This window comes from Mesorhizobium sp. M2A.F.Ca.ET.067.02.1.1, assembly GCF_004023285.1.
Classification (GTDB): domain Bacteria; phylum Pseudomonadota; class Alphaproteobacteria; order Rhizobiales; family Rhizobiaceae; genus Mesorhizobium.
In genome coordinates, this window is the sequence record NZ_RZSB01000064.1 from 1 (window position 1) to 14,083 (window position 14,083).

Genomic DNA, 14,083 nt, shown 5'->3' on the forward strand with positions numbered 1-14,083 from the left:
CGCCTGCACGATGCGATCGCGGTCGAAATTGCGCGTGTCGTCGGTGACGACGACCTTGGCGTCGCGCATCACCGTGATGCGGTCCGACAGGTAAAGCGCTTCCTCCAGCGCATGGCTGATGAAGATGATCGCGATGCCTTGCTCCTTCAGCCGGCGCGCCAGGTTGAAGAAGTGGAATTTCTCTTCCGGCGTCAGCGTCGCAGTCGGCTCGTCGAAGATGATGAGCCGGGCATGGTGATGCACGGCGCGCGCGATCTCGACCATCTGCTTCTTGCCGGCGCCCAGCGTGGAAACCTGCGACGTGGGGTCGACGTAGAAATTGAGCGACAAAAGATAGCGCTGCGCCTGGATGTTGAGGCCGCGCAGGCGGTTGAAGAGTTTTTCGTCGCCAAGATAGATGTTCTGCGCGACCGACATGGACGGAACCAGATTGGTCTCCTGGAAGACCATGGCGACGCCCTGCGCGAGCGCATCGGAAGGCGAGTTGAAAACCGTCGGCTTGCCATCCAGCACCATCTCGCCCGAGGACGGCTGATAGACGCCGGCCAGCACTTTCATCAGCGTCGATTTGCCGGCGCCGTTCTCGCCGAGGATGGCATGGATCTCGCCCCGACGGACGTCGAGGTTGACGTCCGAGATCGCGAGCACGCCGCGAAAGTCCTTGGACACCCCGCGCAGTTGAACCAGTGAATTCATGCCGCCGTCTCGTCGTCGATTGCCACGATCTTGCCCGAACCCTTGGCGCCGGCGATCAGCCTGCCACCTGTGTCGCAGAGCGACGTCACGCCATGGACATCGCCGTCGGCACGGCTCTGGTAGCTGCGCAGCATGGCCATGCGGTCGTCGCATCGCACCACCAGGCCGGTCGACCATGTCGGCGACCACGGCTTGAGCATGTTGAGTTTCTTGCGCGCGCCGCCCTGGATCGGCTCGAGAAAGCTCTTTCCGGTCGCAAGCGCCGGCGCGATCCAGTAGGCCGGATCGATCGTGTCGACCATGCGGCGCCGGTATTCGTCCTCCTTGAGCACGAATTCGACCAGCGGATTGCGGGGCGCGAACATCGCCAGCCAGAAGCCGCCCGAGGCGGACGGCGTCATGCGACCCGGATAGGCGGGCAAGGCCGCAAGCGCGACGCGGGGCTGTGAGCCGACCGCCAGCGCAAGGACGCGATGCCGCCACGCTTCAGCGACAAAGATGTCCTCTCCCGAAAGCGCCAGGCCTGCCGCGAACTCCAGCCCGCCCAGAAGCCGTTCGGCGCGGCCGCTGCGGGTATTGATGCGCCACACCGAGCCGCTCGCCGACTTCGTCATTAGGTCGCGCTTCCATTCGCTCGCCGCGTGGCGATCCGATCCGACGGCGACGAACAATGTCGTCGGATCGGCGAAGACCATGGCCGTCACGCAAGAAGGATTGATGCCTTCGACCTTCAGCGGCCTTGAGGCGGCGCCGGGACCCTCCAGGAAAATTCCGCGCCCTTCGACGGCGATCGCCAGGCTTTCGCTCAAGGCGGCGATGCTGCTCACCGGTCCATCCATCGGACAGCGCGCGCTCAGCTCGAATTGCGAGGCATCGCCGGTGGCCGACAGCGTCAGCAGATCGTTGCCGGCAGAGCAGAGGATGCCGTCATGCGCGGCCGTGAGGTTGTCGACATCGTCGAGCTGCATCAGCATCGGCATCGCGTCCAGCTTCGCGTTCGGCCGCAAGGGCCCGTCCATCGGCGGCACGGTGCTGCCGGTGAGATCGAAGCCGCGAAAATTGGCCCAGGCTTTCCAGATGGCGATCATGAGCGGGCGCCCCAATAGGCGTCCTGCGCGCACCAGTTCGGGTCGGCATCGGGCAGGCGGTAGCGCCCGATGCGGTTGTTGGAGACGCCGCCGAGATAGAGCCAGCCGCGATGCTCGCGCATTGAGGTGATCATAGGATGGTTGAGGCCGCCAAGGTCCCAGAGATTGTCGAGGATCTCGCCCTTCTCGTTGAACTTCACCACGCAGCCGGTGTTGATGTTGGGATAGAGCCACTGGTCCGGCGCGACGCGACGGGCCATGCGCTTGCGGAAACCGGGCATGCGCAGGGCCAGATCGAGCGCGGGCCCGCGCATGCCGAGCAGCGCCAGCCAGTAATTGCCGTCGGAAGAGCGGTTGATGTTGTCCGGGTAGCCCGGCAGGTTTGAGATCACTTTCTCGGTCCTGCCCTTATTCGGCCCATAGAAATAATAGCGGCTGATCGAGCAGGTCCAGCTCTCGGCGAACATGAAGGATTGCCCGTCGGGGCACATGGCGACGCCGTTTGCGAACACCAGTTTCGGGATTTCCGTATGCGTCTTGCCGGTGCGCGGATCGTAGCAAATGATGCGCCCGCTGGCGCGGCTCTCGAGCGCATCGGTCGCCCAGTCCTCCTGCTCGTAGCGGATGGTCGCCTCGCTGAAATAGATGCGGCCGTCCGGCGCCACATCGACGTCGTCGGCCAGCCGAAGGCGCGAATCGTCCACCACCGAGAACCAGCTGCGGTTGGTCTCGTCGGTCAGCTTGGTGACTGTCTTGTCGGGCGCCACCTGGAAAAGCCCCATGCCGCCGATGCACACGAGCAGATTGCCGGCCTTGTCGAAGGCCATGCCGAGCGGATGGCCGCCGATATGCGCGAACACTTCCGAGCGTTTATGGTCGGGACCGAAGAAGCGCACGATGTCGCCATGGCGGGTGCCGCAATAGAGATTGTCGTCGCGATCGAGGATGACGTCCTCAGGCCCTTCGATCTCGCCGAGGCCGATGATCTCGACGGAACGCAGGCGATCGTTGAGCACATAAGGCGAGCCAGGCGCATCGACCTGCGGCGAAGGCGGCAGCGACAGATAGGCGGGCGAGACATAGACCTTGGCCAGGATGCGGTGGCGGTGCTTCTGCCAGCGCATGTCGACGAAGACGGCGAGCAGCAGGATCGCGCCGAGGATCGTCGAGGTTATCGGACCGCTGATGCCGAGATTGATCAGGCCGTTGGTCAGCATGAGCACGAGCAGGCTGCCGATGATGGCCTTGGCGACGGAGCCGCGGCCGCCGCCGATGGCGGTGCCGCCGAGCACAGCGGCGGTCAGCGCCTGGACTTCCAGGCCGACGCCAGTGTCGGACCCCGTGCTCCCGAGGCGGGCCGCGAACAGGAAGCCGGCGAGCGCGCACATGGTGCTCGACGCGACATAGGTTAGGAACACCATGAAGCGCACATTGATGCCGGCGTTGAAGGCCGAGCGCCGCGCCCCGCCGACGGCCGTCAGCCGCCAACCGGGCCGCATGCGTGACAGCACCAGATGCCAGGCGAGCGCGATGATCAGCGTGATCACCAGCGACACCGGAATGCCGAGCACCGTGCCTTCGCCGATGAACACCCACAGATCCGACATCGAGAACCCCGACATGATCGAGGTGGACATGCGCACGAAGACGATCTCGTAGAGCGAGCGGAAGATGATCAGGCTGACCAGCGTAGTCAGGAAGGCGCGCAGCCGCAGATAGCCGATCAGCACGCCGTTGATGGCGCCGCAGATCATTCCCATGCCGAGAATGCCGGCGAGAACAGCCGGCACGGGCAGCTCGTAGACATTCACGCCGATGAGCGAGAACAGAACGGCCAGCGAAAAGACCGAGGCCACTGAGAGATCTATGCCGCCCGAGATCATGACGACGGTGAGCGCCAGGACGACAAGCCCGAATTCGGCGAACTGCCGGGCGAGATCCGACAAGCTGGACAGCGACAGGAAGTCGGGAATGATCGATCCCATCACCAGCACGGTAAGCACCAGCGCGGTGAACGGGATGGCGTTGTCGATCCATCGCTTGGACATGATCTCCCCGATCAGATGATCGGGGAGATAGCGCGAGCGCAGAGACGCTAGAGTGTCGCTTGACATGATGCTGATTGACTTGCCCCGGCTCACTTCAACTGGTCGAGCGACCAGCAGGTGCGCGGACCGATATTGTCTTTCGTCAGCAGCGTCAGCGGCGTGTAGTAGGAGGTCTTCGATTCGCCTGCCTTGGCGGGCGACAGCAGCGTCTGGACGATCTGCTGGTTGATCGCGTTGCCCTGCAGCGGCACGTCATAGCTGATGATCAGGTCGAGAAGCCCCTTCTGGATGTTGTCGCAGCCGATCTGGTTGCCGCCGCCCGAGGTCACGACATAGACGTCGTTTGCCTTGCCCGCCGCCTGGATGGCAGCGCCCGCGCCGACATCCTGGTTGTCCCAGTTGCCGACCACGCCGCAGAGATCGGGATGCTGCTGCAGCACCGTCTCCATGATGGCGCGCGCCTTGGCCGGATCATACTGGGCGGCCTGCTCGGACACGATCTTGATCGCCGGGTCCTTGGCGAAGGTCTGCTTGTAGGCATAGAGCTCGTAGAGGTCCGACGCCGCTGTTGGCTGGCCGCGGATGATCGCGATCTTGCCGGACTTGCCCGATCCCGTGCCGCACTGCTTCACCAGCGCGTCCGCCTCGATATAGCCGACGCGCGACCAGTCGGCGCCGACATAGGCGTCGGTCGGCACTACCGATTCCAGGTTGAGCTGGACCACCTTGATGCCGGCGTCCATCGCACGCTTCAAAAGGCGCGCATAGGACTGGACGTCAGGATTGTGCGCGATGATCAGGTCTGGCTTTTCGGCGATGAGCGCCGTCAGCGCCCGCGTGCCGGCATCCGTGCTCCAGTTCGGGTCGCGGATCTCGAGCGTGTAGCCGAGGTCGGCCGCCTGCTTGCGCATGATCGCCGCCCAGCCCTCCGTCAGGTCGAAGCCCATGGCCAGCGGAATGAAGACGACGCGCTTGCCCTTGAGGCCGTCGTAGAACGGATTGCGCGACGGATTGTCGAGGCCGTCATCGGCATGTGCGGCCCCCGCCAGGCCGAGTGCCATGAGCCCGGCCGCCAGGATAGTTCTGAATTTCATGATTTCCTCCCATTGGATTGCAAAGCTTGTCTTCAGATGTCGCCCTGGCTCTGTTGCGAAGTCTGCTCGTCCCTGGGGTTGATGAAGCTATCGACCGTGATGGCGAGCAGCAGGATCAGGCTCTTGATGAGGTTCTGCGTCGTGTAGGTGATGTCGAGGATGGTCATGCCGTTGAGGAGCACGCCGACCAGCAGCGTCCCCACCAGCACGTTGCGCACGCTGCCGCGGCCGCCGCTGAGGCTGATGCCGCCGAGCACGACGACCAGCAGCACGTCGTAGATCATCGTCGAGTTGTAGACCCGCGTGCTCATTCCCGAGACGGCGGCGGCCATCACCACGCCGGCGAGGAAAGCGATCAGAGCGCTGATCACATATTGCGCCACGATCAGCGGGCGCAGCGGCAGGCCGGTGATGCGCGCGGCGAGCGCATTGTCTCCGGCCGCGTAGACGAAGCGGCCGAAGCGCGTGCGCATCAACACCAGCGCGACCAGTGCGGCCAGCACGGCAAAGGCGACGATGGGCATCGGCAGGCCGAGGAAAGCCCCTCGTCCAAGGAAGTCGAACCAGTCGACGCCGGCAGGCGAGTTCTGAACGTCGATCTGGAACAGGAAGGCGCGTCCCGAGCCATACATCACGAGGCCCATCGCAAGCGTAGTGAAGATGGCGGGAATGTCTGCATAGGCGATCAGGATGCCGCTCGCCAAACCGATGACCAGTGCCAGCAGGGCGCCGTAGACCAGAGCCGTGTCGAAGGGCATACCGGCCTGCGCCATCGACAGCACCCAGGACAGCGACACCACCATGGTCGCCACCATGGCAAGGTCGATACCGCGGCCGATGACGACCAGCCCCATGCCGAGGCCCAATATGCCCAGGATGGAGACGCTGCGCACCAGAGCGATCAGATTTCCCGCGGTCAGGAAATTGTTCAGCGTGGCGGCGAAAACCACGAACAGCGCGACGGCGAGCGCGAACACCACGCCCTCCTGCGACAACCGCGCCTTGGCCATTGCGCCACCTCCCGAACCAGGCCTTGCCGGCCCGTCGCGAAGCCCTTCGCGACCTGCTTTTCCTCGCCGCGACCATCCCCTTTTTGGCTGGCTCAAGACATATCCGCCCAGGGAATATCAGTTATGTTTCATGCCGGGCGGGGCATCGGACGCCTGAGCTGTGCGGTGGGTTGAAAGCCGGACACTTTCGGCATCGTCGGCAAGGCCTGTCATGCGACAAGCGCCATAGCTGTTATCCTGATTCCGCACTGCCTCATCGCTTCACTCCGCCTTGCCAATCGCGCAAAACTGCTGAGCGACAAGAGGAGGCGCCAAAGGCGCCTGTCGCACCGGGAGGAAATGATGACGGACGAGCCGCGCAAACAGACGCCGGGGGTCTACAGACGCCGAGTGGGCGATGCCATGGTGACCGTCATCAATGACGGTTTCCTCGATATCAGCGTGGCCATCCTGCGCGGGACGGATCGCGGCGACATGGAGGGCCTGATGCGCGAGCAGTTCCGGCACACGGAACCGCGTCTCACCGTCAATGCCTTCGTGATCGAGACGGGCAAGAACACCGTCCTGGTCGACGCCGGAGGCGGGTCGACCACGGTCTATTCCATGGGGCTGCTGCCGCAGAATCTCGAAGCCGCCGGCTTCAAGCCCACGGACTTCGACACCGTCCTGCTCACCCATATCCATCCCGACCATTCGAGCGGCCTGATGGACACTTCGGGCAAGCCGCTCTTTCCACGGGCTGAAGTCATCGTTCACCGGGATGATCTCGACTTCTGGTCCAATCCCGAGAAGGCTGAAAAGTCCGCCGCGGCGCGGCCTTATACCGGTTCGGCCGATGCGTTGCTGTCCAGCTATCGGGGTCATTTCCATCCCGCCGAAGGCGGCGAGGTAGTGCCGGGCATCCGGCAGCTTCCGCTGCCTGGACACACGCCCGGCCATAGCGGCTATCAGCTCGACTCGGCCGGCGAAACGCTGGTGATGTGGGGCGACACGGTGCACGTGCCGGAGATCCAGATTCCGCGGCCGCAGGTCACCAGCGAGTTCGACGTTGATGAAGCGTTGGCGCATGAAAACCGCCGCAAGATCTTCGAGCATGTCGCCAACGAGCGGCTGCTCGTCACCGGCGGGCACCTGCATCTGCCCGGGTTCGCGCATCTGGTGAAGGCGGGGGATGGCTTCCGCCTCGTTCCTGAAAGCTGGATGGTTCAGCTCTAGAAAACGGACATCAAAAACGGCTCCGGGCCGGCCCGATGGACCGGCCCGTGTGTTTTTAAGCCAGACGTCAATCCGTGACTTCGACCCAGGTCTTGCTCTTGGCGTCGTATTTGACCAGCGTCACCTGCTCGGCGGTGATGGTGATGTGGCTCTTTTCGGAGAAGCCGATATTGCCGGTCATGCCCTTGAAGCCCTGGACCGCGTTGAAGCCTTTCTGCAGGTCTTTCGGATTCGTCGACTTCACGTCCTTGATGACCTGCGCCAGCATCTTGATGCTGTCATAGGCGCCCGCCGAGAAGGGCGTGGCATCGACGTTGAACTTCTTCTTGTAGGCGTCCTTGAACGCCAGAAGTTCCGGACCCGGATGCAGCTCGGTCGTCAGCATCGCGGTGATCGTTCCATCGGCAAGGTCGCCGGCGAGCTTCGAGTAGGTATCGTCGGCGTTGGTCTCGTCATTGCCGTAGACGATGGCGTCGTAACCAATCGAATGCAGGTCCTGCACGAAGGCAGCCTGGTCCTGCGGGGTGAGCCACACGTCGACGCATTTGATGCCTGCGGCCTTGATGGCGTTGACCTCCGGCATCAGGCCAGCGGTCGCGCCCGTCGACCAGTTCTCGGTGATGGTGTGATCCATGGCGATCTTCTTGCCGGCCTTGTCATAGGCAAGCTGGATGCCGAACAGACCGCCCTGCCCGTATGTGGATGGATCATGCAGCACCGCGAGGCCATCGGGGCAGTGCTTCAATGCATGCTGGCCGATCTTCTCGCCCCAGGCAAAGGTGTTGAGACCGAAGTCGAAGACCCACGGGTTCGGCGGGCTGGTCGGCCCGTCCGGATTGACGGTGAGGCCGCCATCGTCGACGACGCCGATGGTCGGGAACTTATGGCGCTCAGCCAGTTGCGCCGTGACCGGGCCGGTGTCGGGCGAGCCGGCAATAGCGATCGCGCCCTGCGACATCAGCTTCTCATAAAGCTGCCCGGACAGCGTGGCCGACGCATTGTCGTTATGCGGGTCGAGCTTGAAGGTGTGGCCATCGACACCGCCGGCGGCGTTGACCTCGTCGACCGCCATCTGCGAGCCGTTCACCGTGGCGACACCGGTCGAACCATAGGCGCCGGTCGTTCCCGCGATGAGGCCGATGAGATATTCGTCCGCCGCGCTGGCTTGAACGCAGAGCCCCCAGAACGCCGTCGTGGCCAGCAACATCGCGGAAGTCGTCGCGAGTTTTCTCATGTCTGATTTTCCTCCCTGCGATCGGTGGGCAGGAACCGACAACCCGATCGCTCAATTGCCCTGCGCTTCCCGCGCCCTCTCGGTGATGGATTTTGCTATCCCGTCGCCAGGCCTTGTCAACGCGAGCGCCAGCGCCCCGAAGCCGGTTCAGCGACCCTGTCAATGCCACTGGAGAAGCCGACCGGGCACGATCATCGGTATCGCAAAAAGGGAGCTCGGCATCTAGGATAACTTATTGCTCCCACTTGCTTTTATACCAAACCAACTTCCTAAAACCGCGCGCCGAAAGACGCCTTGGACCGCCTCGCCGCGCCCCGCGTTTCACCGTTCCGAAACGCCGTCCAATCGCTGCGCTCATAGCTGTTATGTCACTCGCATCAGCTATTTCCGGACGGTCATTTTCGACTAGGTTTTTGACACCGGCGCAGCAGGCCAGAGCTGGACAAATTGCGGCATGGAACCCCCGCCCGACGGTTCATCTTGAATTCGGGCGGCTATCCGACGGAAGCGTCTCCCGCGAGGCGGTCAAGCCGGCTGAGGAGGCGACGCCGGCCAGGGGAGAGGGGCAAGCCACCAGTGCTGCAATTCGTGTTGAGCGGGGTAGCGATAGGATCGATCTACGGTCTGATCGGCATGGCGCTCGCGATCTCGTTCTACGTCACCCGCATCATCAATTTCGCGCAGGGCCAGCTGATGATGGTGACCGTCATGGTCACCGCCGAGCTCGCCTCCTCCGGCTATCCGGTCTGGCTGGCCGCGCTTGCCGGCCTGGCGTGCTCGTGCATCGTCGGCATCCTGTCCTATGTCATCGCGGTGCGGCCGATCCTTTTGTCGAACCGCTTCAGCTTCGGCTGGCTGGTGTCGACGCTAGGCTTCGCAGTGATCGTCGAAAATGCGGCCGCCTATATCTGGGGCCCGACGTCGCAGGCTTTTCCGCCGATCCTCAACGGCATCAGCCTGCCGATCGGCGGCGCGGTGCTGACTGCCCAGCAGCTTCTCGCCATCGTCACCGCCGCGGTGCTTGCCGCCGGCTTCGAGATCGTGCGGCGCTATACGCTGTTCGGCAAGCTCGGCATGGCGACGGCAGCCGATCCCGAGATGGCATCGGCCATCGGCGCCAACACAGCAATCGTCGCGATCGTCGCCTTCACGGTCTCCGCCGTTTACGCGGGGATCGCGGGCCTGCTCATCGGACCTTCGACCTTCGCCAATCCCTATCTCGGCGATACGTTCGGGACCTACGGCTTCATAGCCATGATGATCGGAGGCGGCACCGAGCGGCCGATAGCGGCGATGTTCGGCGGCGTGCTGCTCGGCGTCTGCGCCGAAGGCGCCAACGCGCTGATCAATTCACAGGCCTCGGACTGGTTCCCCTTCATCGTGCTCGTGCTGATCCTGATCGTCTCGCCCAAAGGCCTGTTCAGCACCAGCAATCCACTGTTTCGCCCGCGCCGAGCGGCCATGACGCGCGGCTGAGGTGAGCATGGCCCCTGCATTCGATACTCAGTCGGGCGCCGCCGCTCCAAGGCTTCGCATCGGCCGCTGGCGCGCCGCCGGGCTGGCCGCTGCCCTGATCGCCTATCTAGCGGCCACCGCCTATGTCGCCCAAACCGACCTCGGCCTGCAGAGCCTACTGCTGGTGGCCGCTGTCTTCGGCATCCTTGCGATCAGCCTCGACCTCGTGGCCGGGATGCTCGGCCTCTATTCGCTGGGCCAAGGCGGCTTTTTCGGAATCGGCGCCTACGCGACGACGATCCTTGCCAACGACTATGGCTGGAACGTCTTCGGCCTGCTCATGCTGGTCCTGGCGGCAACGGGCTTGATCGGCATGGCCGTGGGCGCAATGTCGCTTAGGGTCAGCGGCCTCTACTTCGCCATCACCACCTTCATCTTCACGCTGGTGCTGACGGTCCTGGCGACCGACATGGTCACCGTCACCGGCGGCCTACAGGGACTGCTCGGCCCGGCCTTTCCGGATTTCCCGGCAAGCCTGGAATGGCTCGGCACACCTTTGGTGTGGTGCATCATGCTGGCGCTGCTCGCCTGCCTCGGCCTGGTCTGGAATATTCGCCATTCGCCGCTCTACCCGATCCTGCTTTCGATCCGCGACGCCGAGCCGTTCGCTGAGGCCGCCGGCGCGCGCACGGCGGCGATCAAGGTCGGCGTCTTCGGTGTCTCGGCCGCGATGGCCGGAGGGGCAGGCTGGCTCTTCTCGTTCCTCGGCGTCGTCTCTCCCAGCCAGTTCGACTGGTCGGTGTCGCTGAACGTGCTTGTGATGGTGCTGATCGGCGGCATCAACACAAGCATCGGTCCGGTCGTCGGCGCCATGTTCGTCTCGATGTTCCCGAATGTCGTCAACATCAATCCCTGGCTGCAGGAGATCGTCTACGGAGCGCTCTCGATCCTGGCGATCACGCTGTTGCCCGACGGTGTCGTCGGCATTGCGCGGCGCGCGCTTGCACGGCGCGCCGGCGGGACAGCCCAGGTGGCAGATGCCGCCGCGGCCGAAGCCTTGACTGCCCCGCCCGCTATTGCGCCCTCGTCCGCTTCGCCAAAAGACTCCGAGGTCATCGTGGAGTGCCGGGGCATCGAATTCGGCTACGGGCTCGGCCCGAAGGTCCTGCGCAATATCGACCTGGTCGTCCGCCGCGGCCATATCCATGGCCTGATCGGCCCGAACGGCTCGGGAAAGAGCACGCTGGCCAATGTGATATCTGGCCGCCTGACGCCGCATGCCGGAGAAGTCCTACTCAAGGGTACACGCGTCGACGGCATGCCGGCGAGCAGCCGCTCGCGGCTGGGACTGCGGCGCACCTTCCAGGCCGCGCAGTTGGTCAAGGAACTGACGCCGACGCAGAACGTCATGGTCGGGCTCTTCGATCGCGTGCCGCGCATCGTCCGCCGCGCGCCGCTCTGGCCGATGCTTGCCTCCGGCCGGCGCGATCTGGCGGCCATGCAACGCCGTGCCAGCGAGGCTCTCAGCCTCGTCGGCGCCGGCGACTGGACGGCGAGGCAGGTAGCAGACGTCCCGCACGGCATCGAGCAGCTGACGCAGCTCGCCTCGGTCTGCGTGGCCGGGCCGGACATCATCGTGCTCGACGAGCCGGCGACCGGACTGTCCGCCGAGGAGGTCAGGCATCTGGCCGCGATCCTAGCCAGTCTGAAGACTCAGGGCGTGACGATGATCATCATCGAGCACCAGACGCGCTTCCTGTTCCCGCTCTGCGACCGCGTGACCGTGCTCAACGCCGGCGAAGTGATCCTCACCGGCTCCGCCGATGAAGTGCGTGCCGACCCGGTGGTCAGACAGGTGTATCTCGGCGAATGAGCGAACAGCCCACCCTCGAAATCAACTCGTTAAGCGCCGGCTATGGCCGCTTCGACGTCGTGCGCGACGTGACGCTGAGCGTCAGCAAGGGCGAGGCCGTCGCCTTGCTAGGACCGAACGGCGCCGGCAAGACAACAGTGCTGCGCGCCATCATGGGCCTCGTCAAGCAGCGGCGCGGCCTGATCCGCATCGGCGGCACCGATGTCTCGGCGCTCCCCACCCACCGCATCGCCCGCGGGTTGGCCGCGATCGCGCCGGAGGGGCGCCGCCTGTTCCTCGACCAGTCAGTCGAGGACAATCTGCTACTCGGTGCCCTGCATCTGCGCCATGACCGGGCGCGCACCCAGACATTGCTCGCGTCTGTCTACGACCTCTTTCCTGTCCTCAAGGCCTATCGCCAGCGGCTGTCGTCATTCCTCAGCGGCGGCGAGCAGCAGATGGTCGCGATCGGCCGCATGCTGATGAGCGACCCCGAGATCATGCTGCTCGACGAACCGTCGGTGGCGCTTTCTCCCGTTGCCGTCGACATCGTGGTCAAGGCGATGCTGGAGTTGCGCCAACGCGGCGCCTCGCTGCTTCTTGTCGAGCAGCGCACCGACGTCGCAACCCGGGTCTGCGACCGGCTCTACGTCATGACGCATGGCGAGATCGTCGACGAGATGAAGCCGGAGACGATCCGCTCCGGCGGCATGTCGATCCTCAACAAATATCTCGGCTGACGCCTGAAACCGTCTCGAGCGGTGACGCCTCTCACGCCGAGGCGGCGTAGCGCCGCGCGAGCGCCGACATGCCGACGGCGAGAACCAGGATCCCGCCCTTGAAGATCGGCTGGAAATGGGTGGGCGCGCCGAAGATGCTGAGCCCGTTGAAGCCGACCGCCAGGATCAGCACGCCGACCAGCGTTCCGGTGATGTGGAACTCGCCCTCGCGCAAGGTGGCGGACCCGAGGAACACCGCGGCAAAGGCGTCGAGCAGGTAGCCGTCGGCGGCGGCCAGCGTGCCGCTGCCGAGCAGCGACGAGAGCAGCGTGCCGGTGAGTGCGGCGCAGAAGCCGGCGGTGGCGAAGGCGAAGATCTTGATGCGGTCGACGCGAATGCCGGACAGCCTCGCCGCCTCCATGTTGCTGCCCACGGCCTGCATCTTCTGGCCGATGTCGGTCTTGTTGAGCACGGTCCAGAGCGCCAGCAGCACCACGACCATGATGATCACCGGGTTGGGCAGACCGAAGACGATGCGGCCGAGCGAGATGTCGGTGAAGGCGCGCGGGATGCCGGTGGCGATCGGAAAGGCGCTGTAGGTGAAGCCGATGCCGGTCAGCATCGTGCCGATGCCAAGGGTCGAGATCACCGCGTTGATCCGGACCTTGGTCACCAGCAGGCCGTTGAGGATGCCGATGCCGGCGCCGAGGGCGAGCGCGCAGATGATGCTCAGCCAGATTGGAAAGCCTTCATAGGCCATCAGGCCGGTGACGATGAGGCCGACGAAGCTTGCCACATAGCCGATGCTGAGATCGAACTCGCCGACTACAAGCGTATAAGTCAAGCCGCTGGCAATGATCGCGGTGAGCGAAGCCTGGCTCAGGATGTTGAGGAAATTGGCGCGCGACAGGAAAACGCCAGGCGCGTTGATGGAGAAGAACAACACCATCAAGAGCAGCCCGATGATCGTTCCGTAGCGCGACAGGCCGATCAGTGCGGTCCGCTTCCACGAGGACCTGCGGGCCTGCGGCGCTTCCTTTGCCACGGGGACAGTCTCGGCCGTCATGCCGCTTCTCCTTGATCGTCATGCGCGTCGTGATAACTGAGCTCGATGATGTGCGCTTCGGTGATGTCGGCGCCGGTGAGTTCGCCGGTGATGCGGCCCTCGCGCATCACCAGGACGCGGTCGGCCAGCAAAGTGAGTTCCTCGACGTCGGAGGAGATCACCAGGATGCCGACGCCGGAGCGGGCAAGCGCGCGGATCGCGTCATGTATCTCCTCGCGCGCGCCGACATCGACGCCCCGCGACGGCTCATCGAGGATTAAAAGTCTGGTGCCGGCATTCAGCCAGCGCGCGATCAACGCCTTCTGCTGATTGCCGCCGGAAAGGCCGGCGATCCTGGCCGTCACGCTCGGCGTCTTGATGCCGAGATGGGCGACAAGGCTTTCCGCCTGCCGCCGGCCCTTGGCGTCGGAAAGGAACGGAAGACCGGGCACGCTGCGCAGCAGCTTCAGTGTTGAGATGTTGATGTTGAAAGCTACAGATTGCTGCAGCATCACCCCTTGCGAGCGGCGCTCCTCAGGCACCAGGGCGATTCCTGTCTCGACCGCCTCGGACGGGTTGGCGACATTGAGCCGCTTGCCGTCCAGTTCGAAATGGCCGGCCTCGGGG

The 14,083-nt window shown here is 64.3% G+C and carries 12 protein-coding genes; 4 read left to right on the forward strand and 8 right to left on the reverse strand.

All coding sequences use genetic code 11. The features are described 5' to 3' along the window. The 5 genes from EOA28_RS08095 to EOA28_RS08115 all read right to left on the reverse strand — a co-directional run. Positions 1 to 696: ATP-binding cassette domain-containing protein (locus tag EOA28_RS08095; RefSeq protein ID WP_148670669.1), on the reverse strand; the 696-nt coding region annotated here is incomplete at its 3' end. Beyond that, positions 693 to 1,784, reverse strand: coding sequence for a hypothetical protein (locus tag EOA28_RS08100; RefSeq protein WP_127249547.1), 1,092 nt, complete (start codon positions 1,782 to 1,784; stop codon positions 693 to 695). The genes EOA28_RS08100 and EOA28_RS08095, both read right to left, overlap by 4 nt. Next, entirely contained in the window at positions 1,781 to 3,832 is a 2,052-nt protein-coding gene (locus EOA28_RS08105) for an SMP-30/gluconolactonase/LRE family protein (protein ID WP_245463368.1), read from the reverse strand. Before EOA28_RS08105 ends, EOA28_RS08100 begins: the two co-directional genes overlap by 4 nt. 89 nt (positions 3,833 to 3,921) lie before the next feature. Continuing rightward, positions 3,922 to 4,926 carry a sugar ABC transporter substrate-binding protein gene (locus EOA28_RS08110; RefSeq protein ID WP_041006551.1) on the reverse strand — a complete coding sequence of 335 codons (1,005 nt, stop codon included), beginning with the start codon at positions 4,924 to 4,926 and terminating at the stop codon, positions 3,922 to 3,924. 32 nt (positions 4,927 to 4,958) lie between these two features. Then, positions 4,959 to 5,936 carry an ABC transporter permease gene (locus tag EOA28_RS08115; protein ID WP_127249546.1) on the reverse strand — a complete coding sequence of 326 codons (978 nt, stop codon included), beginning with the start codon at positions 5,934 to 5,936 and terminating at the stop codon, positions 4,959 to 4,961. A gap of 342 nt (positions 5,937 to 6,278) precedes the next feature. Between EOA28_RS08115 and EOA28_RS08120 the strand changes: the two genes are divergently transcribed. Continuing rightward, positions 6,279 to 7,151: an MBL fold metallo-hydrolase gene (locus EOA28_RS08120; protein WP_189343078.1), complete on the forward strand. Its 873-nt coding sequence runs from the start codon at positions 6,279 to 6,281 to the stop codon at positions 7,149 to 7,151. 67 nt (positions 7,152 to 7,218) lie between these two features. On the opposite strand, the gene EOA28_RS08125 is transcribed toward EOA28_RS08120, so the two are convergent. Further along, complete coding sequence (locus EOA28_RS08125; protein WP_127249545.1) at positions 7,219 to 8,385, reverse strand: ABC transporter substrate-binding protein; 1,167 nt, start codon at positions 8,383 to 8,385, stop codon at positions 7,219 to 7,221. Between the two features lie 576 nt (positions 8,386 to 8,961). On the opposite strand from EOA28_RS08125, the gene EOA28_RS08130 reads away from it, so the two are divergent. Genes EOA28_RS08130 through EOA28_RS08140 form a run of 3 tightly spaced genes read left to right on the forward strand, consistent with a single transcriptional unit; the run spans position 8,962 to position 12,432 of the window. Continuing rightward, positions 8,962 to 9,861 (forward strand): branched-chain amino acid ABC transporter permease, encoded by a 900-nt coding sequence (locus tag EOA28_RS08130; protein ID WP_126081380.1) that lies wholly within the window; start codon positions 8,962 to 8,964, stop codon positions 9,859 to 9,861. Between the two features lie 7 nt (positions 9,862 to 9,868). After that, positions 9,869 to 11,713: an ATP-binding cassette domain-containing protein gene (locus EOA28_RS08135; protein WP_127249544.1), complete on the forward strand. Its 1,845-nt coding sequence runs from the start codon at positions 9,869 to 9,871 to the stop codon at positions 11,711 to 11,713. After that, positions 11,710 to 12,432, forward strand: a complete 723-nt coding sequence (locus EOA28_RS08140) for an ABC transporter ATP-binding protein (RefSeq protein WP_127249543.1) — start codon at positions 11,710 to 11,712, stop codon at positions 12,430 to 12,432. Before EOA28_RS08135 ends, EOA28_RS08140 begins: the two co-directional genes overlap by 4 nt. A gap of 31 nt (positions 12,433 to 12,463) precedes the next feature. On the opposite strand, the gene EOA28_RS08145 is transcribed toward EOA28_RS08140, so the two are convergent. Both EOA28_RS08145 and EOA28_RS08150 read right to left on the reverse strand, forming a co-directional pair. Then, entirely contained in the window at positions 12,464 to 13,477 is a 1,014-nt protein-coding gene (locus EOA28_RS08145) for an ABC transporter permease (protein ID WP_126081377.1), read from the reverse strand. After that, a partial coding sequence (locus tag EOA28_RS08150; protein WP_148670670.1) for an ATP-binding cassette domain-containing protein occupies positions 13,474 to 14,083 on the reverse strand: 610 nt, incomplete at its 5' end. The genes EOA28_RS08145 and EOA28_RS08150, both read right to left, overlap by 4 nt.

Bases quoted from the DNA above. Each gene is read 5' to 3' on its own strand.
- EOA28_RS08100 (WP_127249547.1), bottom strand. From the start codon at position 1,784: ATGATCGCCATCTGGAAAGCCTGGGCCAATTTTCGCGGCTTCGATCTC.
- EOA28_RS08105 (WP_245463368.1), bottom strand. From the start codon at position 3,832: ATGTCCAAGCGATGGATCGACAACGCCATCCCGTTCACCGCGCTGGTG.
- EOA28_RS08110 (WP_041006551.1), bottom strand. From the start codon at position 4,926: ATGAAATTCAGAACTATCCTGGCGGCCGGGCTCATGGCACTCGGCCTG.
- EOA28_RS08115 (WP_127249546.1), bottom strand. From the start codon at position 5,936: ATGGCCAAGGCGCGGTTGTCGCAGGAGGGCGTGGTGTTCGCGCTCGCC.
- EOA28_RS08120 (WP_189343078.1), top strand. From the start codon at position 6,279: ATGACGGACGAGCCGCGCAAACAGACGCCGGGGGTCTACAGACGCCGA.
- EOA28_RS08125 (WP_127249545.1), bottom strand. From the start codon at position 8,385: ATGAGAAAACTCGCGACGACTTCCGCGATGTTGCTGGCCACGACGGCG.
- EOA28_RS08135 (WP_127249544.1), top strand. From the start codon at position 9,869: ATGGCCCCTGCATTCGATACTCAGTCGGGCGCCGCCGCTCCAAGGCTT.
- EOA28_RS08140 (WP_127249543.1), top strand. From the start codon at position 11,710: ATGAGCGAACAGCCCACCCTCGAAATCAACTCGTTAAGCGCCGGCTAT.
- EOA28_RS08145 (WP_126081377.1), bottom strand. From the start codon at position 13,477: ATGACGGCCGAGACTGTCCCCGTGGCAAAGGAAGCGCCGCAGGCCCGC.